Below are 21,554 nucleotides of genomic sequence, written 5' to 3'. Positions count from 1 at the left end.
TTTAGAGTTTACACAGAATTAATTACAGTCTCCATTACACAGTAAAAATCGAAAACTAAAATATATCAAAATATGCTCCTCCTCCCATGGTTAATGATTGGAAAGAAGATTCCGTAAGCTGGCAATGTCTTCTTCAGACAATTTATCATCCTCAATGTAAGAGGCAAGCATAGAAGTGATATTACCATTATAATATCGTTTTAAAAAAGAATTACTTTCCTGCCGAATATATTCGTCTTCTTTGACCAATGGAGTATAGACAAAAACCCGGCTTTGTTTTTCGTAGGTTAGTGCTTTTTTAGAAACGAGACGTTTAATCAATGTCTGAATTGTTTTAGGACTCCAACGGGAAATTTGTGTTAATTTTTCAGTAATTTCATTGGTGCTGATTGGTGCATATTTCCAAACGATTTTCATAACTTCAAATTCGGCTTCTGAAATTTGAGGCAGATTGCTCATGTGATATTCCTCCAAATCTTACAAATGTAATAAAAATATTATATATCTTAAAAGGTTATTCTGTCAACGAAATAAAAACTTGACTTTAAATCTTACAGATGTAATAATAGATAAAAATTACACTTGTAAGATTTGGAATATGAAAGGTTTTTATAAAATGGGAAGGGTAGTTGTTGTAACATTTGATGAAAATGAGGAAGAAAAATTAAATGAATTATTACATTTTCTGTCTGCTAAAAAATACTCTGAGATGCCTGGTAAACAAAATAGGGTACTTGATTACGGAGCATTAAAAATAAATGCGGAATATCGTTCTGTAGAAAGTAATGGTGAGCTGGTTCAATTGACGAATTATGAATTTGAAATATTATATTTGCTGGCAAAAAATCCAGGACGGATATTTTCAAAGGAACAAATATATACACAGGTGTGGAAAGAACCATATTATGGGGCAGAAGATAATGTTATGGGCATAATTCGGAGAATCAGAAAAAAGATTGAGCCAGATTCTGCAAAACCAAGATACATTTTAAATGTATGGGGTATGGGATATAAATTTAATGGTGAATTGATGAAATGATGAAATATAAAATTGGGCATAATAAGTAAAGATACCAAAAAAAGCAGGAGAAATTTTTATGGAAAATGATATTTGGAATGAAATATCCTCTTTTTTGAACCAGTTGCGTTGTGAGAATATAAACAGAGAAAGTTATATCTATTTCCAAGAACTTGCAAATATTCAGTTGAAGAAGAAAATGGAAAAAGAAAAGGTGAATAAACTTCTCGATCATATAAGTTATGAGGACAGGGAGAAGTTGAAGCAATATGGAGAAATTTTGGAAGAAGAAGCGTTTGTGTCAGAACAAAGGGCATATTGTCAAGGATATGTAGATTGTATTCAGTTATTGGCTGGTTTAGGACTCTTGAAAAAATCGACGGATATGGAAAAAATAATTAGCGAGATGAAAAGCAATTAAGTGTGTCGTGGAGGGAAATGTAGTATTTGATAGATAATAGGATGTTCGTAAAGAAGAAACAGTTATGTTATATCAAGTTGTAATGATATAGCATAACTGTTTTTAACATATGGTAATAGTATTTATTCCACTAATTTTAAATATCGGTAATTATCAGCTATTTATCGGTATTTTACAAGTTTTATTTTGTATCATTAGTAGTGTCTACGTTAGAAATAAAAGGATTAGAATCTAGCAGAGCTGTCGTAGTTGCAAGAATTACCTGTAACTGATAATCATTGCACTGATTTAAGAGCCGAAGAATCTGATCATATGTAGAATTATTTTTATTCTGATTTGGATAAACGTAGTCATCAGCAGAAATATTTAAAGTCTGCATGGTTTTACAAAATAATTCCAGACTGGGACCGCCTTTATGGCGTTCGAGGTCTCCAAGATAAGTCGCCGATATTCCGAGTTTTTCAGCAAGAGCTTCTTGTGTTAAATGCATTTCCATACGCCCTTGTTTTACTAAAGTGGCAAATAATGTTTTTGGAATATCCATGTTTATATACCTCCATAAACTTAGTGTATTACCCTAAATTTGAAAAGTGAAAAGGGTGTAACATTAGAAAAAACACAGGGTATTACCCAATGAATGAGAAAGCATACAAATCTCTTTCGGTTAAAAAAAACAGATTCCGAAAGAGCAGTATTTGTATGCTTATTTCTTTTCCGGAATCTAACCGGAGAAAATATGGTTCTTAGCAAGAGTTCAGCTAAAAAATTCTGTTCAACAGAAGGTATTCAATTAAAAAAATCTCAACGATTTCATTAGTAAATGTTGGAATTGAAACTAGGGTAAGAGCCAATAATGAATCCAGGGTAATAAAATATCGAATTAAATGCGTCCGTAGGAGTGAAATCTGTCAGGGCGTTTTTTGTTACCTAAATATTGGGAATGAACAATTCAAAATAAGGGCGATTGTTCGTATTCGTGCCCCGCCTACTGATCTGAATTCAAAAAAATTCAGATCGGAGGAAAGGACATGGAAGGCAGACAGCCAAAAAGAAGAAAAGATAAATACAACCCATATGAAATCTATGAGAAGGACGGAAAATATTATGTTTCATTTCGCAATGGTGAAAAAGAGTACAAGGATTTGGAAATAGGAAAGAATGTATATGAGGCTTTTAATACGTTTGAATTGCAGGACGTGTCGCATATGAATATTGTGGACAGGCATTTGGAACAGTCAGAAATCTGGGATTCCAGTTTATATGAACGGGTATTTCAGAAAGAGGAAGGTGTAGAGGATACTGTTCTGAATAAACTGGAAGCGGAACGTTTACATAGTGCAATTCAGCAGTTGTCGGAAATTCAGAGAAGACGATTGATGAAGTATTATTTTGAAGATAAGAATTATGAGCAGATTGCACAGGAAGAAGGCTGCTCTTTTCAGATGGTAGCAAAGTCTGTAAAAGCAGCAATCAGAAATTTGAAAAAGATTTTGAGATAGTGGGTTGAAAAATAGCGTTTAAGTGAGGAAACAGGTGGAAAGAGAAATATTCTGATCCGCCTGTTTCTTCTTTTGTCACGAAAAGACTGGGGAGCGGGACGAACCTTGACAAATTCATATACATTCATCAGACACATTCCTGTTGTTATCGTGATGAGCGTAAGCCACATTAACAGATACGCCATAACACAGGCTGGGTAAAGACAGCGAAATCCCACCCGTATACTTCCTTTTGGTTTCAGTTTGTATTACCCGGACTGTTGAGCGAAAAATATCTGGTTATAACTGTCAGATTGCTTCTGGCAGGGCGATGACAGACAACAGGCATAATGATACTCCTGTCCGGTCATAAAGTCGTGTATACAAAATATTTCTTTGATGCCGCAACAAGTGAGGGCAGCTTCAGGAGATCCCTGGAGAGGAAAACTCCTAATCCCATATATTTATTTTAGATAAAATCCTGTGGAGCTGATTAGCAGTCAGCCGTCTGATGATTTCCCAATTACAAGTCGGGGCGTCGGGGACAAATAGGCTTGTATTTTACATATTTAGGGATAACAACAGTTAGAAAGACGAGAGGAGATAAAGCAAAGATGGAAGATAGAAACGTCAGGCGTGGGGATATTTATCACGCCGACCTTGATCCTGTATTTGGAAGTGAGCAGGGCGGTTATCGTCCGGTGCTGGTGATTCAGAATAATATAGGAAATCAATACAGTCCGACAGTGATCGTGGCAGCAATTACAAGTAAAGAAAAAATGAAACTGCCGACACACATTGTAGTCCCGGAAATGGAAGGGTTAGAAAAAGATTCTGTAGTGCTGTTGGAGCAGCTTAGAACTTTAGATAAAAGACGGTTGGAAAATTATGTGTGTACCTTAGACCGCACTGAAATGGAGAAAATCAATAAAGCAATCCGAAGAAGTACCGGAATACCGAAGATAATTGAAAAACCGTTAGTAGTGAGCCTGTGCAGAGTATGTGCAGGCAATTTTTATGATGTGCCGGGACATTATATCCGGCGAGTGAATCCAGAACAGCGATATAAGGATACATGTATGTTCTGTAATGTCCGGAATGGGTACGATTATTATATAGGAAGAAAGAACAAGTAATACATAAAAGTCAAGTGTGCGATTTGAAAATTCGCACATTGGACGATGTAGATGAAAATGGATATCTTAGTGGTGTAACGTTTTTAGATGTTATACAGCTAAAAACTACCGGTAGTGAAGCGCAAAGATTAGGACGAGGAGGATAACGTCATGGCAATGATAGAGAATGAAATGGAAAAGAAAGTATATAAAGTAGAAGATGTTCAGAATTTGCTTGGGCTGGGACGCTCCAAGGCGTATGAATTTATAGAAAATGTTTATTATGATAGAAAACCATTCCGGGTGTTGAAGATTGGCAGATCTTATCGTATCCCATGCAATTCTTTTGATAGGTGGCTGAATGGAGACGAGGAGAGAGAAAGAGTGAGAGCAGAATGAAACAGAAAGAAACGCAGCAGGAGACAATGTCAAAGGAAAAGAGAGTTGTCTTTTTTGAAGGAAAATCATGGTATCACAGAACCAAAGAGCTTCAGGACGATTTGACGACAAAATATGGGAAAAAAGGTGGATTTGAAACGCCGGAAGAAGCAGAGAAAAGTTACTGGGAATATGAAAAGAGATACCAGGAGAAGCAGAGAGATCTCCAGATTGCAAAAATGCAAAAGACAGATGTGATGCTTGGCGATTATCTGGAATACTGGTTTGAAAATATTTTCAGTCCGAGAATTGAGACAACCACGAGAATGGTTGGAGCATATACATTATATAATCTGATTCTTCCGAGTATGGAAGCGGATATCAAATTAAAATACATTTCAGTAGAGTATTTAGATGCTCTACTGGAACGTGTTGCGAAAATCTGTCCTTCAGCGGGAAATAAAGGGCGGGAGCTTTTGAGCATCGCCATGAAAGATGCAGCAGGAGATAAGTTCATAAGCTATAATCCAATGCCTGAGACAAAGCCATATCCGAGAGCAAAACCAAAGGTAAGGGTATTAGGCAAAGAAAAATTGAAGGTTTTTCTTGAAGCTGCGAGCAAGAATCCTTGGTATCTGGAAATTTTACTGGGACTGTTTTGTGGATTACGAAAAGGAGAAATCCTTGGATTGAAGTTTCAGGACTTTGATTTTGAAAAGCAGACGGTCAGAATCAGCAGACAGATTGTCGGAAATCTTAAAGTGAAAGAACAGGAATTTACGATTACGGAATATGCTGTTATCGAACGGAATCCAAAGACGGAGAACAGTTACCGGATATTAAGAGTTCCGAAAGTGGTGATGCGGGAAGTGAAACACAGACAACAGTTAATTGATAAGCGTAAAGCAGATATGGGGGTAGCGTACAAGGATTATGATTATGTATCTTGTCAGGAAAACGGTGAACCACGTTCGCTGACAGCAATGAATCAGGCACTCACAAAAATCTGTAAAAGAAATGGATTGCCCAATATCACTGTACATGGACTCAGACACATGTTTGCGACCATTTTGATCGAGCTTGGAGTTCCTTTGTTTAAAATATCTGGTCTGTTAGGACATAGTTCCGTTCATACAACTTATGAATACTATTGTGAGATTATGGACGAGCAGGATAAGATTATTGCGTTTGTAAATAATACGTTTGTACCACAACAAACCGGAACGGAGGGATAGCCATGCATAAGACCTTTGATTTTAAGAAATATGTAGAATATAAGGTCTATTCGGTGACAACAATCAAAAAGGGATATGGATTTCGTGTGTTGCTGACGTTTGCAGACGAAAGTACAAAGACGCAGCAACATGCGGGATTCACGACCAAAAGAGAAGCCAATGCATTTCGTGATGAAGTCATTGGACAGCTACATACCGGAACCTATATTGTGTATGGGAAAATCCGGGTAGAGGAGTTTATGATCTTCTGGCTGGAAGATATTATGCGTCCCCGAATAACAGACGACACATATACAACTTACAAAAGTGCCATTAGGAATTATATTGTTCCACAGCTTGGAAAAATGTATATGTCTACACTGAATCAGGGTTATATCAGAAAATTATATAATACAGTTGCAGAAAAGTACGAATCAGTTGCGAAAAATGTCAGGACGATCATGAAAACATCATTGGAGTATGCATTTAACAAAAATGTACTGGCAACAAATCCAGCGAAGGGAATCAATTTACCGAAAAAAATAAAAAAGACAGAGTATCGTGTCCTGAAAATTGACGAGAAGAAAACATTGACACTTCCGCAGGTGCTTCGGTTGATCGAGGCAAGCAAGGAGACACCGATTCATATGCAAATTCTGTTTGCGGTATTGATGGGACTTAGAAGAAGTGAAATAAATGGTCTGAAATACAGTGATGTCGATTACATTCACAGGACGTTGAGAGTCGAGCGTCAGTTGGGAAAGAAGCCAAACAGTAAAGCAGAAGACTGTGCACCTAAGATGCTGACAAAGCAGGAAATAAAAACAAAAACACCTGCTGGTGTGCGTGAACTTCCAATACCGGATTATGTATTTGAAGCCATTCTGGAAGAACGGAAAACCTATGAGAAGAACCGCAGACGCAGACCAAAAGAGTTCCGGGACTGGAATTATATTTGTTCTTCTACATATGGGAATCCAAGGAGTAAAGGTTTTCATCAGAAATACTATAAAGACTTGTTGAAATCCTTGGATTTGCCTGATATTCATTTTCACCAGTTGAGAAATACCTATGCAACTATTTTGCTGAAGAATAGCTTTAATTCAAAAGGTGTTTCGCATTTATTGGGACATGCTAAGGAAATCATATCAGTAGATGTCTATGGAGATACGCAGGAAATCATAGAAGACTGTCTGGATGTATTGGAACCATTTATTGAAGAAGTTATTCCAAAAGAGCGGAAAAATCAGTATTATGATTATTCAGAAGTGATTGAAATAGACTTAATTCTGGAGGAATATTTCAACGCAGCATGATAAAAAATAGAATAGTAGTAAGATAGAAAAGTACAAATGAGAATCGAACATTTGTACTTTTTTCTTGCTTTCATCTATATACTTTCAAAAAAATGTCTGATATAATAGGGACTGTTACAAGAACAAACAGTAAAAATATGACAGAACCGGAGCCTGGTATCATCAGGTATTTCCGAGTGCTGTTTTATCCGCAAAAATCAGTTTTGTGACTTTTATTCGTAACGAGGTGAAAACGACATCTATTCACCATAAAAATGAGCTTTTCGTTACGAATCCGGATACGAATTTTTGGCTGATATTGGTCATAGTAAAAGTCACAAATGGAGGGATTTACCATGAATGAGTTCAAATTGAAAGCCCCATATGAGCCAACCGGAGACCAGCCACAGGCGATTGCAGAGCTTGTGAAAGGCTTCAAGGAAGGCAACCAATGCCAGACTTTACTGGGGGTTACGGGTTCTGGAAAGACTTTTACGATGGCAAACGTGATCCAGCAATTACAAAAGCCGACACTGGTCATCGCTCATAATAAAACACTTGCTGCACAGCTCTACGGAGAATTCAAGGAGATGTTCCCCGATAACGCAGTAGAATATTTTGTCTCCTACTATTTATAAGGCGGAAAATGAGTGGTATTGAGTGCTGTTTTGTGCGTTTTTACGCTGTTTCTGCGGACTGTACGGACAGAATAACACTAGATGAAATAGATAAAAATAGATGGACGGGTGACCTGATTCGTACATAGAGATGGCTATTTTTGTATTCGCCAGAGGGGGATTTAAGGAAAAGAAGGAAGATTTTTAGAAAATGTAATTGCAATTTAGTTGTTTGGTAATTGCAGAAGCGATGAAGAATATTTATGCATAAAGAAGAAAGTAGTGCTATAACGACAAGAAGAGAGGAATATAGAATAAAAGATAAAAGCGTCATATTAGGACACTCAATATATATGATTGAGGATAAAAACGGATTGACAAATCTTTTGTATTAAGTTTATGGAGACAAATTCATTGGATACAATAAGGCATAGAGGGAAAATGGAAAATAATAAATTTTGCGGAGGCAGTGATTATGTAGATAATTGTTGCCTTTTTATGTGTAGTTTTTTTGGTGAAGTTTGAATATAGGTACTTTATTTCAAAGGAAAAATTTTCAAAATTAATGTCACCATTATAGGTTTGTATTCGTATTAAAGTTAAAAGAGAAAATCAATAGGGAGGTGAATCTAATGGGAAAGATAATGAGAGGAATAGGAAAAAACATTTAATGACTACATTTCATACTTTTATATCTTGTTGCGGCAGGTATAATTTTGTTATTCTTTTCGATACTTGCAATAGTAAAAGATTTCAAAGTATTGGATAGTAACTATATTGATAATATTATCGGTATAGCAGCATTAATATTTGGAATTGTATCTATACCAAGAGTAAAAGAGTGGTTAGGAAAAAAAGTTAAATGATGTCTACAACAAAGAAACCCATCTTAGCTATTGTTAGAGATGATCTTAATGAAAATAATAATATAATAAATTTTCATTAAAGTTATGTTAAGGTTTGTATGATATTCTATACAAAACGGAGGGACGATATGGAAATTTTAACAATAAAAAATCTTACAAAAAAATATGATAAAGTAGAAGTATTAAGAAATATCAATATGCATGTAACAGAAGGTGAAATATACGGTCTGATTGGGAAAAATGGTGCTGGAAAGACTACATTGATGAAAGCAATTTTAGGTCTGACAGATATTGCCGGTGGAGAAATTAAGTTATGGGGAAAAACTATAAGTAATATGCCTTCATTATATAATAGGATTGGAGCTAATTTAGATTTCCAGGGATTTTATCCGGAGTTATCTGCTTATGAAAACCTGAAGGTATTTTCAAATATAAGGGGAGTGACAAAAAAGTATGCTATAGAAGAGGCACTTGAAAAAGTAGACTTATTTAATGAAAAAGATAAAAAGTATAAAAGATTTTCTCTCGGGATGAAGAAAAGACTGGGCTTAGCAAACGCTATCATTCATGAACCAGAATTTATTATTTTGGATGAACCTACAAATGGGCTTGATCCAATTGGAATTTCACAATTTAGAGAATATTTAATGAAAATCAGTAAAGAGCAGGAAACCACTATTATGATTTCAAGCCATTTATTGTCTGAAATAGATATTATGGCTGATCGTATAGGTGTTTTAAATGAAGGTGTTTTAATAGCTGAGAAAAGTATAGAAGAAATCCGACAAGGAAATAGAACACATATCAAAATTTTAGTGACTAATGGGGAACTTACATGTGGAATTTTAGAGAAAATTTTTCATGTTGAAGATTACGAAGTGGTAGATAAAAATACAATATATATTTATAATCTTAAATTAAACAGAGAGGAATTTTCTAAGGAATTGGCAAAATACGGAGTAGGAATAATGGAAATAGGTGTAGAAGAAGAAAATTTAGAGGCTTATTTTAAAAAAATAATACAAGGAGATTGAAAATGAAAATGTATATTGCTTCAGAACTTCTAAAAGAAAAAAGAGAAAAACATATTTACTTAGGTGCGATTTCTATCCTTATGTGTTTAATATTAACCTTAAGTAATTTCTATAAATTGACACAAAGAGCAAGTGTTTTAGACCTATATTGTGATAATATGGAGTTTATTTTTTTTATAACACTATTGTTTACTGTTCTTTATACGATTGTGATTTTTGCTGATGAGCATCGATATGGAACTATTTATCAGCTGGAGATTATACCAGTATCATCTCGAAAATTTGTATTGGCAAAATTAGTTGTAATTGCTTTTTTTAGCACTATAACAATGGTCTTGCCATCGCTTGTGTATGCGATTATTATTGGGATTCGAGGATATGATTTTTCTTTTTACACAATTGCTGTTTTGTTATTGATAAACATAATAGATGCGTTGCTGCTTACAGCGGTAATGTTACCTATTGTGTTTATAGTTACACTTTGTAAAGGGAATTACATTCCTTCTTTACTTTTAAGTTTTGCATATATGATATTGTGTTTTTTCATACCAAGTTTTCCGATTAGTCAGAGTTTAGCGCAAAAGTTACTTGCATATGCACATCCATTAGGGGGATACGCCCTAATTCATAATTGGTTAATATATAAACTAGTTCCATACGAAACCTCAATGATATTAGAACCGAAAGAAAACGGAATATTGGCATTAGGGGGAATGATATTGTGGGGAATGCTTTGCCTTAGCTTCTCAATAATAATTATGAAAAGGAAGGGAAAATAAAATGATTGATGTAAAATACAATGAAGTTAAAGACAGAAATAGTTGGATTGATGGAAATTATTTAAATGCAACAATATGTGTAACAGAAGACTGCAATTTGAGATGTACATATTGTTATATGGTAGGGAAGAATAATGTAAATAGAATGAAACCTGCTAAGAAAAGTCAATAATTATTTTTATCTTTTTTATTTTCTGTCACAAAATATATTTGCGTACTACAAATAGACTGTCTGATTGGCAGTCTAAAAAATTATTTATTTTATATAAGATTATATATTTTTATATAGTTCGGTTACTCGAGCATAATAAATGCGTAAAAACTTATTTAATCCGGCTATCTTTGCTGATTTTTTACTTTTACCTTCTGATTCCTTTTTTACAACATATCGGTAAACCGGATCTTCTGGTCTGGAACGCATTTTTAAACTTCTCATTGTTTCGTATCCTACTTTGCGCAATGATGCTGAACCACGTTTCGAGATTTTCCTATTACAACCTACAAATTGACCAGATTCATACGGTGGTGGATCAATTCCTGCGAATGCAACCAATGCCTTCCCGTTGCGAAATCTGCGAACATCTCCTATTTCTGCAATTAACTTTGGGGCTAATGTATTTCCCACTCCACCCATTTCTCTTACAACCGAATATTCTGGCAAAATCTTGGCTATTTCCTGCATCCGTGATAAAATTAGACCAAGGGTTGCATCAACTTCCTTGAGCACCCGAACTGCTTCAGTCACCAGCATTTTGATCGATGAGGTTTCTGAAGGTAATGTGGGAATACTTTCCTGAGCCAGGGCGTATATAACTTTGGCTTTTTCCTGGCTTGGGACGTATTTCTTTTCTTTTGCCCAAAGTATATACTCTTCAGTAAATTCCTGTTCAGACATAGATGTTATTACATCATAATGCCAAAAACGTTCCACAAAATCACTTCTTTTATCTTTCCGATTTGTTTCATTCCAACTTGCAAGAAGATTCTTTATTCCGGGCATGGTCAAATCTAAAAGATGGGTCAATTCAGCAAGAGATAAAAGATGAAGCTTCATATAATGCCGATATTGCTGTCCAAGCAACTTCAACTCTTCATAAATCTCTCCAGAAGTTTGAAATTCTTTCATTTTAAACCAATGATCAATTCCATAATTAGCAATGATACGGGAATCAATCTTGTCGGTTTTGGCTTTTCGCAGACTTTCGTTACGATAACTTTTCATAAGATACGGATTAATTACAGAAACAAAAAATCCTTTTTCCTGTAAATATGTAAGAACTGGAAGATGATAAATTCCGGTTGCTTCCATAACGATTTTGACTTCATCATTTAGTCTGAAAAGCATGGAAGATAATTCGCTTAAATCCTTTTGGGTATGGGTAATATTGAAAGGCTTACTAACAATCTCTCCATATGGTTTCAAAATACATACTGTACTTTTCCCTTTTGATACATCAATTCCTACGCTGATCATAATATACTCCTTTTCTTTTTATAGAATTGCAGTTGTTTATCCCATCTACACTTATTATGATTCAGTTTAGTTCGTTACGCGAAAGCTCCTGCGAGTTTCAACCTGCTTAAATGAATGTTTATAATAAGGGGATGGCTGACGGTTTCATTCACGGATGTGAAAATCCTAATGGCAATATGTCATACCAACTACTTCCCTTATTATAATAAAATAAGTGTAGATGTTAGAGTTAATTACTCTCTAACAACTACACTTTTATGGTACTAATTGGGAAACAGGAAAGCAAATTATCGATTTTCTGTTAGACAATCCATATACGTCAGAAATGTCGGATAGTATTATGCTGGATTTCATTGGCGGAGAACCGCTTTTGGAAATGGATCTTATAGATAAAATGTGCGATTATTTTATTTTGAGAATGTATTCGGAAAATCATAAATGGTTTCCAAATTATGTATTTACATTTTCAACAAATGGAGTTTTATATGGAAAAGAAAATGTGAGGAATTATGTAAATAAACATGGTGAACATTGTGCTTTTTCCATAAGCATTGATGGAATAAAAGAGAAACATGATATGACTCGCAAGAAAATTGATGGTTCAGGTTCATATGAAGATGTAATAAAAAATCTTCCAATGTATTTGGAAGAAAATTATAATCCGTCCACCAAATCAACATTTGCAAGTGCAGATCTTCCATTTCTAAAAGATAGCATTATACATTTATGGGATTTAGGATTTAAAGATGTTGAGTCAAACTTAGTTTATGAAGATGTGTGGAAAGCAGGAGATCCAGAAATATTTGAAGAACAGCTGAAGGAACTGGCAGATTATATGTTTGAAAGCGGAAGATATAAAACAAATTCAGTTGCATATTTTTCACCTACACGAGGGTTGCCGGTAGGGAAAAAAGATCTTTCAAGTAATCGTTGTGGTGCAGGTTATAAAACAGTAGCTTTTGACTATAAAGGAGATATTTATCCTTGTATCCGCTTTTTAGAAATGTGTGCAGAAAATCATGCTAAAAGAGTAATCGGCAATATAAAAGAAGGGATTAATTATTCTCTTCTTCGTCCTATGGCAGCAGCGACATGGCAGTCACAGAGTCCTGATAAATGTAATACGTGTGAATATGGAACAGACTGTGGATGGTGCTTAGCTCATAATTTGAGTGAATCAAATGAGGAATCTGTATTTGAAAGATGCACTTTTATTTGTGAGATGCATAAAGCGAATGCTAGGGCAAACAAGTATTATTGGCAGAAATATGAAGAAATTACAGGTTATACATCTGGTAGAACTATTGAAAAAATGAAGAAAACAGATACAAGGGCATTACGGTATTTATACATAATTACAGGAGATGATGCTCCAGTACATTGTAACTATGAAAAGAAACATGAAGGGAGTAGAAAAATATCTAAAGATGTTATGATGCAAGCATTACAGTTGTGCCAATCGGAAGAATTAGTGCCTATCTTTCAGGGCGAAATTCCAGAATATGTAGACATGAGAAAGCAAATTTATTTTGAGATATCTTCTAAAGGTTCATTTCGTAATGCTGTGACAGGGATTACAGTAATAAATAATATGAAAGAAATGAGAAATATTGAAAGTCCTGTTGCAACTCTGATTCTACAATGCTCAGATAGTACCGATTTTTCAAAGTATGTTATTAAACTATTTGAGCAAGTAAAACGTATTAATATATTTATAAGTGACCTTGATGCTTGGGAAGAAGGGGAAATAATATCTTATGAGGAAGAATTAAAAAAAGTATCAGAGTTTATATTTCAAAAGTATAAGCAAGGAAAATGCGGATATCAATTAAATGTTTTAACAGATAGACTCTACGCAGATTGGGATAATGATAATGATTGTGGAGCTGGCATTTCTTCAATTGCTGTAGGACCTAATGGAAAGCTTTATTCCTGTCCAGCATTTTATTTTAATAACCCTGAAAAGAACATAGGTGATATAGATAATGGTATTGTAAGTGACTGCAAAAGATATACAAGAGAAAAATCTGCAATGTGTGCGAAGTGTAAATCTAGAGTTTGTAATCGTTGTTTATATGAAGGATATAAAGTATGTGGAGAAATGAATGTTCCTTCTGCTATTCAGTGTAGGATAAATTATATTGAAGCGAACGAATCTAGAAATCTGATGAACAAATTAGCAAATGAGATGCCGGACGGCTTTTATATGAATAGAGATTTACCGGAATTAGAATATGTCGATTATGTTGCAGCAGAGATATATAGAGATGAAAGAGCAGAGGCAAAAAGATGGATGTATTAGGAGAATGCAAAATATGAAAAAAATATATATAACAGGGCAAGAAGTAAAAGAACATCTGGAACTTTATAAACGCGGAAGTGCTTTATCAAGTGTAAAGAAAATTCTTGAAAATCCAAAAAGATTATCTGAACTTGGATTTTCTTTGGAACAGTTTAAACAAATTGATGAGGATATTAAACAAGTTAATGTAGACTACATAAACTGGTGCAAGAAAATGGAAGAGAAATATCAGATTTATTTTACTGGAAATATCTTATTTAATATCGATTATATTGAGAAAACCATATCTTTTTAATTGAAGCTTTAATTCGTATAAAAACATAAAAGTGTTTTTATAAATAAAAAATGAAAGGGGTACAAAAATGGATTTTATGTACTTAGTTAACCAGGATGAATCTACAGAAATTACACCTAGAGCATGTGGGAAAAATAGTCCATGCACAGGATGTAAAGGTTGCAAAGGATGCCGTGGCGGCTGTAAGGGCTGTACAGGAAATCTTTTTGTTGGCTAATTTGCAAATGCATGAAAAGGGGGGAGATAACTCTCCCCTTTTTATTAAAACATCTATGAGGTAGACAATGATAAAATTTTTAAAAGAACATATATCTCTTAAAGAAAAAAAAGTTGAAGTTATAGTATTTCTATGTCTAAGTATTTTGACTATGAGTATCGATGTAGTTATTACGTATTTAAATGGTAATTTTATTGATTTAATTATTGATAAGGATAATGTTGGAGTTCTTTTAAGTTACAGTGGAATATTAATATTAGGATACATAGTCAGCATAGTATTAAATTACGGATATCAGAGTTTGTCATTAATATTGCGTGAGGAACTTAGCTTTAGTCTTTCATCAAAATTAATAAAGCATATACATCGGGTATCTATTTTAAAAATAAAAAAATATGAACCATCTTATCTTACACAACGCATTTATTCAGACAGTTCAGATATAATTAATTTTGTCCTGGATAATGTAGTTATGATCTTTGCAAACGTTTTTATTGGCGGTGTAGTGTTGGCTTATGTTGTGAGTGCCAATACTAAAATTTTTATTGTTTTTGTATGTTTTTTGCCAATATATATAATAGTATATTTTTTTTCTCGTAATAGGTTGGTTAGAAAAACAAAGGAAGTAAGAGAAGCACAGAATATTTTTTTTCAAAAAATATATGAACAAATAAGTTTGACAGAGAACATAAAAACGGAAGCAAGTTTTTTTGAATATGATGATTATTTGAAAAAATCTTATCAGAAATATATTAAATCATTCTCAAAATATACAAAACTAAATACAGGAATTAAATCTTTAGAAAATTTTTTGTCATATGGATTCTATGCGATGCTTTTAGTATTAGGAACTGTAGAAATAGTAAAAGGAAATTTAACTATTGGTAATTTTACGATTATCAACGCTTATTTTACTAAGATGCTTGGAATAATTACATATTATTTAGAAGTAGGAAAAGGTATAAAGCAAATAGAAGTTTCCGTCAACAGAATGAAAGAATTATTCGATTTACCTAGAGAACATAATGGAAATATCCTGTTAGAGCACATTTATAATATTGAGGTAAGAGACTTGGTATATCAATATCCCGATAACGATCATATCATTTTTAAAGATTTTAATTGCTCTTTTGAAAAAGGAAATATATATGTAATTCGTGGGAGTAATGGGAAAGGAAAGTCAACACTTTTAAAAACTGTTATAGGAATTTTAGAAACTGAGAGAGGCATTTACATTAACGGATACAATATATGTGAATTGGACATGTATACCATTAGGAAAGAACAAATATCTGTATTAAGACAGAAAATAGAATTTCCGTATGATACAATAGGTAATCTTGTTAGAAAAAATGGAAATGGAAAAAAATTGTTTGAAGGAAGAGTGAGAGAGCTTTTCTTTAATAGAGACTTTAATTTGGAGAAGTATTTTTTATCATATCCAGACGAACTATCAGGTGGAGAACTTCAAAAAGCGTATTTATATAAAATATTAAAGAAAGATGGAGAAGTTTTGATTTTAGATGAACCTACATCAGCATTAGATGAGCAAACTACAATGAATTTTTTTGGTGTGTTAGAAGAAATAAAAAAAGAAAAAATTATTATAGTTATTACACATGATCCTAAATTTGAGAAAATAGCAGATGAGATCATACAACTATAATCTCATCTGCTATTTAAGATGATTGAAGAGGAAAAGATAACAGGAATTTTGTATACACATTAGGAACACTTTCTAAAGTAATAGAACCATTAAGTTTTTGGACGAGTTCTTTTACAATAGCTAATCCCAATCCGTTTCCTTTACTGTTACGGGATAAGTCACATTGATATAGTCGTTCGAAAATAAGATTTTGATCTACATTTTTAATGCCTATCCCATTATCTTCAATAGAAATGTGGATAGAAGAATTAAAAGTTGATACAGAAAATTGCATTTGTGATGCATGGCTGTGATTTACGATATTTTTGAAAAGGTTATCAATAATACGCTGATAGGCAACAGGATCTATGATACAGATAAAAGCTTTTTCAGGTATGGCAAATTTATATTTAATACTATTTTTTTCAAAAATATGTAGCCATTTGCTGATAATGATTCTTGATTGTTCATTTATATCGAATGGAGATAAAAAAAGTTTTTCTTCATTTGCATCTAGTTTTGTCCATTGAAAAAGCATTTCTACAAAATTAGCTAGTTCTAATGCTTTCCGGTTAATTACATCTAAGGAAGCAGAAAGGTTATTAGATGGAGTTATATCTGGTGAACTAGTTAGTAATTCAAGATGACCTAACATGGAGGCAAGTGGTGTACGAACATCATGAGATAAATTAATCATTAAATCTTTATATTTTTTTTCGGATTTTTTTAGTAAAGAAATATCATTTTGATAGTTGCAACATAATTTATTGATGAGAAAACAAATATTTTTCGTCTGAGCATTAGGTTGTACTAGAATTCTATGGTGCAGGTTTCCGGAAAGTGATATTTCTAAGGAGTCTTCAATCTGTGATATCTCAGACTGAAGGCGTCGATTTAAAATGTAATAATATATAGAAAGACATATAAAAAGTAAAAGAAAAAATATTAGAAAAAATAGAATCATGATAATTATGCCTCCTTATTAAATCGATATCCTATACCATGTACTGTTTCAATGTAATTGATATTAGGACTACAATCTTTTAACTTTTTGCGGATTTTACAAATAATGGACATTAGACTTCCATCATCGTAAAAATACTCTTCTTGCCAAACGGATTCATATATTTGCTTTTTTGTATAAACTGTATTAGGGCTTGAAGATAAACACAATAGAATGTCAAATTCTCTGCCAGTTAGAGTGACGTTTGTATCATTACAAATTACACTTCTAGTAGCCCTATCTATTGAGATTGTGTTAAACTGTAATAAATTATTTTCACTATCAGAGGGAGATATGTTTAATTTATATCGCCTAGTCAGAGCATTAATTCGTGCTTCAAGTTCTTTTAAATTAAAGGGTTTAGTTAGATAATCATCTGCACCTAGGCGTAATCCGATAACTTTGTCCTCTAGACTGTCTTTGGCTGTTACCATAATTACTGGAAAATTCCAATTGTTATGAATATGGGATAAGATTTCTAATCCACTCCCGTCGGGGAGCATAATATCTAGGATTACTAAAGAAATTACGCTAGAAGATGCACTAAGGATAGAAAATGCTTCCTGTTTAGTATGTGCTACCAATGGAGTAAAGCCTTCATTAAAAACGCAATGTTTCATTAAATTACATAAATCAATATCATCATCAATAATTAGTATATTGCTCATTATATCTTGTTCCTTTTTATATAGATAAAAGTGAAGAGTTAACAATAAGAATTTTAACATGTGAAATGCATGAGAACAAGTATAAAATAGAAATATAAGAATGGTAATATAATGGAAGGGAAAATTTATGAATTTATCAAATGATGAAGCAGTAAAAACTTAAATAAAAAAATTTTGCAGAATTACAATCAAATATACACTAATGATATTGCTTATTATACTTACAGTAGTGATGATAATTGGCGCAATATGTCAACAGAACGTTGCCGCTATTGGATATGTGGGAATATTGATTATGACATTTTTAATGATGCGTTATCCATTTAAACAGATTTCTCCAAATTATTAAAAGAGATTAAAAAAAGCAGAAGGGGATATATGGGTAGTTATATACGCCCTCTACTTTTTGGATGGCAACATTTTATTTTATATGAAAAACATTGTTTCTGTATTCCGGAACTCAGATGGTGGGAGTCCCGTTTGTTTTTTGAACAGTCTGCTGAAATATAGTGGGTTATCATACCCAACAATTGACGCAACTTCAGCAACAGAATACGTGGTGGTTCGGAGCAGTGTCTTTGCATTTGTAATCCGTAGATTTAATATATACTGCATGGGAGTTACACCGTTGTAGCGTTTAAAGCTGCGGATAAACCAGCTCGTACTAAGGTGTTTGTCCATGGCGTATTGTTCAATGGAGATTTCTTCTGTAAAATGTTCGCTGAAATACTGTGTGGCCTTCTCCATTTCTTTTTGCAGCATCCGGTTCTGGGAGGAGATGCCAATAGGGGCTTGCCGGCTGATCAGAAGGAACAGTTCACGGAGCAGGAGTGATAAATATTCCTCATAATGCGGGCGGGTAAGCTGGAGCTCCTGGATCATTTTCCGAAAAAGTTGATGGTATTCGGAAGAGTTTCCAGTTTGCATAATCCGTCCGGACTCAAATAAATGATACTCTTTTAAAATATTTTTTATATTGCTCCCGGTAAAATGAACCCAATACACTTCTGTCTGGTCTGAACCGTAGTAAACATATTTCTGCATCTCCCTGGGGCGGTACAAAAGCATGTGACCCGCCTCAATAATCTCCTCTTTACCGTCAAGAAAAAAATGCCCTTTTCCGGCTACAATATATAATAGTTGATAGTCAATCCTTCCTCTGGGTCGGTAGGTGGGCAGTTTGGGCTGGTGGATCAGCCGGTAAGTGCCGCAGCTACCCACAACCAAAGGTCTGCTCTTATCCTTGAAATCCAGTAATGAATTATGCAGATAACCGGAATTTATATACATGATATTCCACTTCCTTTGAAATCATTGGTTTGTTTCTAACAGTAAGTGTATCATTATGTACATATTTTGTGCAATAGTGTTCATAGATAAATTGATAAAAAAAGCGTAGAATAAGCAGTGGAACAAGGGGAAACAAAGAAAGTTAAGAGGAGAGTGTAACAATGAAGAAAGCAATTTTGGTATGGACCGCTATTATGACGGCCGGTATGCTGGCACTGGCAGGATGCGGGAAGAAAGAAACTGGACAGGCAGGAGAATATACAAACCTGGCAGATAAAGAGTCCAGAAAAGCTGTTGTGGGAGAACTGGAGGCGTGCGGTGTAACAAAAGAACAGACAGCGGCACTTGAAAAATGGGCAGAGGATTATCACGAGATAACAGCTAAGTCGTACTCGTATCCCAAAGGATTTACAGTCCTTCCGAAAGACGGGATGGATTACAGTTCTATTTTGATGGATGATTCTGCGAAACCGTATTCCTATCTGCAGGTATCAAACTGTCGCCTGACCGCTTTTAACCTGATAAAGAACCAGCTGACAACAGCGGAGACTGGGAATGATACGGATTTGTGGTTGATGTTTGATATTGATGCCATTGACACGATGCCGGAATATCAGCTGACAAAAGAGGAAAGAGCAGATTTTCTGACACTTTTTAACCAGGTGTCTGTGGAGGGAACTTCAACTTTAGAGGAGCATGAGCAAAAAATCCAGGAGGCATGGAAAGAACGGGACATTCAAATCAGTGGGGACAAACTTTCCCTGATCAGCGTGTATCTGCACGCACCGGAGGATCAGGCACGTTTTGTAGGACACACGGGTGTTCTGGCGGACACAAAAGAGGGACTGCTCTTTGTAGAAAAATATAGTGCTATGGATCCGTTCCAGGCAACGTATTTTAAAGACCGGGCAGAACTAAAAGAATATCTGCTGGCACGTCCAGATTTGTATGGAGATAAAACGGAACTGGCGCCCATTATTATGGAAAATGGGAATGTGATGGAGTAAAAGAAGAACAGGCAGGCAATCATAAGACCGGTGTATCTGAAAAAATTTCAGGTATGCCGGATTTTTTGGTGAATAACGGATTAGGAGTTATAGAACTGTATTATTTTGTGCATGTATAGTCTCATAGAGTTTATGGACGAAATGTGTGATGTTTATGATCTCTCAAATTGTCCAATTCCTGATTACCCAAATTGTCTAGAAACAGCTCAATCTTGTGTCCACAATAGTTCTTTTTGATATCGCCGGACTGTTCCGGCGATATCATTTTATCCAACCAATTCGTTAAGTTCTTTCAATGCATATGCAATCGCTGTTGCATTTTCATATCCAAATGATTCATCGCTTCTAGAAATGGACTCCCTGTTCCAAAATATATCATTCAAATGAGACAATTCACATCCCATGTGCCATCCGGGAATGCATAGAAACATTCCACCGATTTGAGAACCAAACAAGATATGAAAGCTGTATTCTTCTGCTGATACGATTGCTTCATAAGGTTCTTTGTCCGTTTTTAGCGGTTCAATCCGTCCTTCTTTCTGAACGATTTCTGAGTCTTCTTCATCATCACCGTAAAAATATACCACTGGATACTGATAAGTGAGAGTCATGATTGCTCACCTCCCCTTAACATTTCATGTTCACTGACGTAGATAACATCCTGATCATCAATGATACGGAGATTTTGTTGGCAGCCATACATCAGGGATTTTTCACAAATTCGGTTAATCAGTCTCGGAATTCCACATGAAAGTCGGAAGATTTCATCCATAGCCCGCCGGCTGAATAATTCCCGGTCAATAATCCCGGCATATGTCAAATGCGATTGAATATATTTTTCTGTTTCCGCCCGGTCTAAATGTGGTAAGACACAGTTAATATCAATCCGTTGCCGGACGGCATCATAGCGTTTTAACCGCAGCTTATCTTCCCAGAGTTCTGACTGTCCAACCAATACCAGTGCCATAGGGCTTTCCGAATCAAACCGGTAATTTAATAAAAAGCGGAATTCTTCGATCGTTTCCTTTTCCAGCAGATGCGCTTCATCAAGCACGCATACTACTTTCTGTCCATGTACACCGCGGATGATTTCGATTTCCTTTTGCAGCTGTCGCTTTGCGTCTCCCCGGTAAAACTTGGATTCCAATCCCAACTGATCCAGCAATCCTTTATAAAACCATCTCGGTGTGAGCTTTGAATCCGATAAATACAGGAAAATATATTTTTCTTTTGAAAGGCTTGCGGAAAATTTACGGATAAGAGTAGATTTCCCACATCCGGCATCTGCGGTAACTACTGCAAAAAGCTGACGGTCAGCGACATATGCAAGGCGTCCCAGACAATCTGTCATTGCTTTTGATTCATACAATGCTTCCGGTGGAACTTTTCTGGAAAAAGGTGTGTGTGTCATGTGGTAAAATTTTTCATACATAGTCCG

The 21,554-nt window shown here is 34.7% G+C and carries 22 protein-coding genes and 2 pseudogenes; 16 read left to right on the top strand and 8 right to left on the bottom strand.

The window, feature by feature from the left end; genetic code table 11:
• Positions 1-90: 90 nt before the first annotated feature.
• A complete protein-coding gene (locus HMPREF0373_RS07425) occupies positions 91-459 on the bottom strand; it encodes a BlaI/MecI/CopY family transcriptional regulator (RefSeq protein WP_005330465.1) in 369 nt (122 codons plus the stop codon).
• Between the two features lie 139 nt (positions 460-598).
• On the opposite strand from HMPREF0373_RS07425, the gene HMPREF0373_RS07420 reads away from it, so the two are divergent.
• Both HMPREF0373_RS07420 and HMPREF0373_RS07415 read left to right on the top strand, forming a co-directional pair.
• On the top strand, positions 599-1,039 hold the full coding sequence (locus HMPREF0373_RS07420) for a winged helix-turn-helix domain-containing protein (protein ID WP_021739063.1): 441 nt from the start codon (positions 599-601) through the stop codon (positions 1,037-1,039).
• A gap of 58 nt (positions 1,040-1,097) precedes the next feature.
• A complete protein-coding gene (locus HMPREF0373_RS07415; RefSeq protein WP_006428643.1) occupies positions 1,098-1,439 on the top strand; it encodes a hypothetical protein in 342 nt (113 codons plus the stop codon).
• Positions 1,440-1,620: 181 nt separating this feature from the next.
• Here HMPREF0373_RS07415 and HMPREF0373_RS07410 read toward each other — a convergent pair whose 3' ends face one another.
• Entirely contained in the window at positions 1,621-1,983 is a 363-nt protein-coding gene (locus HMPREF0373_RS07410; protein WP_021739062.1) for a helix-turn-helix domain-containing protein, read from the bottom strand.
• Positions 1,984-2,467: 484 nt separating this feature from the next.
• On the opposite strand from HMPREF0373_RS07410, the gene HMPREF0373_RS07405 reads away from it, so the two are divergent.
• The 9 genes and pseudogenes from HMPREF0373_RS07405 to HMPREF0373_RS16755 all read left to right on the top strand — a co-directional run bounded on the left by HMPREF0373_RS07405 (position 2,468) and on the right by HMPREF0373_RS16755 (position 10,387).
• Positions 2,468-2,938, top strand: coding sequence for an RNA polymerase sigma factor (locus HMPREF0373_RS07405; RefSeq protein WP_021739061.1), 471 nt, complete (start codon positions 2,468-2,470; stop codon positions 2,936-2,938).
• A 593-nt stretch (positions 2,939-3,531) separates the two neighbouring features.
• Positions 3,532-4,053 (top strand): type II toxin-antitoxin system PemK/MazF family toxin, encoded by a 522-nt coding sequence (locus tag HMPREF0373_RS07400; protein ID WP_021739059.1) that lies wholly within the window; start codon positions 3,532-3,534, stop codon positions 4,051-4,053.
• Positions 4,054-4,203: 150 nt separating this feature from the next.
• Positions 4,204-4,431 carry a helix-turn-helix domain-containing protein gene (locus HMPREF0373_RS07395; RefSeq protein WP_021739058.1) on the top strand — a complete coding sequence of 76 codons (228 nt, stop codon included), beginning with the start codon at positions 4,204-4,206 and terminating at the stop codon, positions 4,429-4,431.
• Positions 4,428-5,645 carry a site-specific integrase gene (locus tag HMPREF0373_RS07390; RefSeq protein WP_021739057.1) on the top strand — a complete coding sequence of 406 codons (1,218 nt, stop codon included), beginning with the start codon at positions 4,428-4,430 and terminating at the stop codon, positions 5,643-5,645. Before HMPREF0373_RS07395 ends, HMPREF0373_RS07390 begins: the two co-directional genes overlap by 4 nt.
• Positions 5,646-5,647: 2 nt before the next feature.
• Positions 5,648-6,940: a tyrosine-type recombinase/integrase gene (locus HMPREF0373_RS07385; protein WP_021739056.1), complete on the top strand. Its 1,293-nt coding sequence runs from the start codon at positions 5,648-5,650 to the stop codon at positions 6,938-6,940.
• A gap of 335 nt (positions 6,941-7,275) precedes the next feature.
• Positions 7,276-7,551 (top strand): annotated as a pseudogene (locus HMPREF0373_RS07380) (DEAD/DEAH box helicase family protein); the annotation flags it as partial.
• 979 nt (positions 7,552-8,530) lie between these two features.
• Positions 8,531-9,436, top strand: coding sequence for an ABC transporter ATP-binding protein (locus HMPREF0373_RS07375; RefSeq protein WP_044963362.1), 906 nt, complete (start codon positions 8,531-8,533; stop codon positions 9,434-9,436).
• 2 nt (positions 9,437-9,438) lie between these two features.
• Positions 9,439-10,215, top strand: coding sequence for an ABC transporter permease (locus HMPREF0373_RS07370; protein WP_021739052.1), 777 nt, complete (start codon positions 9,439-9,441; stop codon positions 10,213-10,215).
• A 1-nt stretch (position 10,216) separates the two neighbouring features.
• On the top strand, positions 10,217-10,387 hold the full coding sequence (locus HMPREF0373_RS16755) for a hypothetical protein (RefSeq protein WP_155958133.1): 171 nt from the start codon (positions 10,217-10,219) through the stop codon (positions 10,385-10,387).
• Between the two features lie 99 nt (positions 10,388-10,486).
• Here the strand turns inward: HMPREF0373_RS16755 and HMPREF0373_RS07365 are convergent, their stop codons facing one another.
• Positions 10,487-11,689, bottom strand: coding sequence for an IS110 family RNA-guided transposase (locus tag HMPREF0373_RS07365; protein ID WP_021739051.1), 1,203 nt, complete (start codon positions 11,687-11,689; stop codon positions 10,487-10,489).
• A 277-nt stretch (positions 11,690-11,966) separates the two neighbouring features.
• Between HMPREF0373_RS07365 and HMPREF0373_RS17520 the strand changes: the two are divergent.
• The 4 genes and pseudogenes from HMPREF0373_RS17520 to HMPREF0373_RS07345 form a co-directional block, all read left to right on the top strand.
• A pseudogene (locus HMPREF0373_RS17520) lies at positions 11,967-12,935 on the top strand (SPASM domain-containing protein); the annotation flags it as partial.
• Positions 12,912-13,991, top strand: coding sequence for a CXXX repeat peptide maturase (locus HMPREF0373_RS17515; protein WP_322099879.1), 1,080 nt, complete (start codon positions 12,912-12,914; stop codon positions 13,989-13,991). The pseudogene HMPREF0373_RS17520 and the gene HMPREF0373_RS17515, both read left to right, overlap by 24 nt.
• Positions 13,992-14,004: 13 nt before the next feature.
• On the top strand, positions 14,005-14,286 hold the full coding sequence (locus HMPREF0373_RS07355; protein WP_044963361.1) for a hypothetical protein: 282 nt from the start codon (positions 14,005-14,007) through the stop codon (positions 14,284-14,286).
• Between the two features lie 284 nt (positions 14,287-14,570).
• The gene (locus tag HMPREF0373_RS07345; protein ID WP_021739047.1) at positions 14,571-16,169 is read left to right on the top strand and encodes an ABC transporter ATP-binding protein; all 1,599 of its coding nucleotides are present in this window, start codon (positions 14,571-14,573) and stop codon (positions 16,167-16,169) included.
• A 13-nt stretch (positions 16,170-16,182) separates the two neighbouring features.
• Here HMPREF0373_RS07345 and HMPREF0373_RS07340 read toward each other — a convergent pair whose 3' ends face one another.
• The 3 genes from HMPREF0373_RS07340 to HMPREF0373_RS07330 all read right to left on the bottom strand — a co-directional run bounded on the left by HMPREF0373_RS07340 (position 16,183) and on the right by HMPREF0373_RS07330 (position 19,109).
• Positions 16,183-17,112: a sensor histidine kinase gene (locus HMPREF0373_RS07340; protein WP_021739046.1), complete on the bottom strand. Its 930-nt coding sequence runs from the start codon at positions 17,110-17,112 to the stop codon at positions 16,183-16,185.
• 5 nt (positions 17,113-17,117) lie between these two features.
• Positions 17,118-17,819, bottom strand: coding sequence for a response regulator transcription factor (locus tag HMPREF0373_RS07335; protein WP_044963359.1), 702 nt, complete (start codon positions 17,817-17,819; stop codon positions 17,118-17,120).
• A 426-nt stretch (positions 17,820-18,245) separates the two neighbouring features.
• Entirely contained in the window at positions 18,246-19,109 is an 864-nt protein-coding gene (locus HMPREF0373_RS07330) for a helix-turn-helix domain-containing protein (RefSeq protein ID WP_021739044.1), read from the bottom strand.
• 161 nt (positions 19,110-19,270) lie between these two features.
• Here HMPREF0373_RS07330 and HMPREF0373_RS07325 point away from each other — a divergent pair, with 161 nt between their 5' ends.
• Complete coding sequence (locus tag HMPREF0373_RS07325) at positions 19,271-20,116, top strand: DUF4300 family protein (protein WP_021739043.1); 846 nt, start codon at positions 19,271-19,273, stop codon at positions 20,114-20,116.
• Positions 20,117-20,382: 266 nt separating this feature from the next.
• Here HMPREF0373_RS07325 and HMPREF0373_RS16025 read toward each other — a convergent pair whose 3' ends face one another.
• Both HMPREF0373_RS16025 and HMPREF0373_RS07315 read right to left on the bottom strand, forming a co-directional pair.
• Entirely contained in the window at positions 20,383-20,727 is a 345-nt protein-coding gene (locus HMPREF0373_RS16025) for a DUF6618 family protein (protein ID WP_021739042.1), read from the bottom strand.
• Entirely contained in the window at positions 20,724-21,548 is an 825-nt protein-coding gene (locus HMPREF0373_RS07315; RefSeq protein ID WP_021739041.1) for an ExeA family protein, read from the bottom strand. Before HMPREF0373_RS07315 ends, HMPREF0373_RS16025 begins: the two co-directional genes overlap by 4 nt.
• Between the last annotated feature and the right edge of the window lie 6 nt (positions 21,549-21,554).

The sequence above is a fragment of the Eubacterium ramulus ATCC 29099 genome (genome assembly GCF_000469345.1).
In the GTDB taxonomy this organism is placed as follows: domain Bacteria; phylum Bacillota; class Clostridia; order Lachnospirales; family Lachnospiraceae; genus Eubacterium_I; species Eubacterium_I ramulus.
Note: the sequence above shows the minus strand (reverse complement) of the source record. Positions and strands in the feature narration are given on the sequence as shown.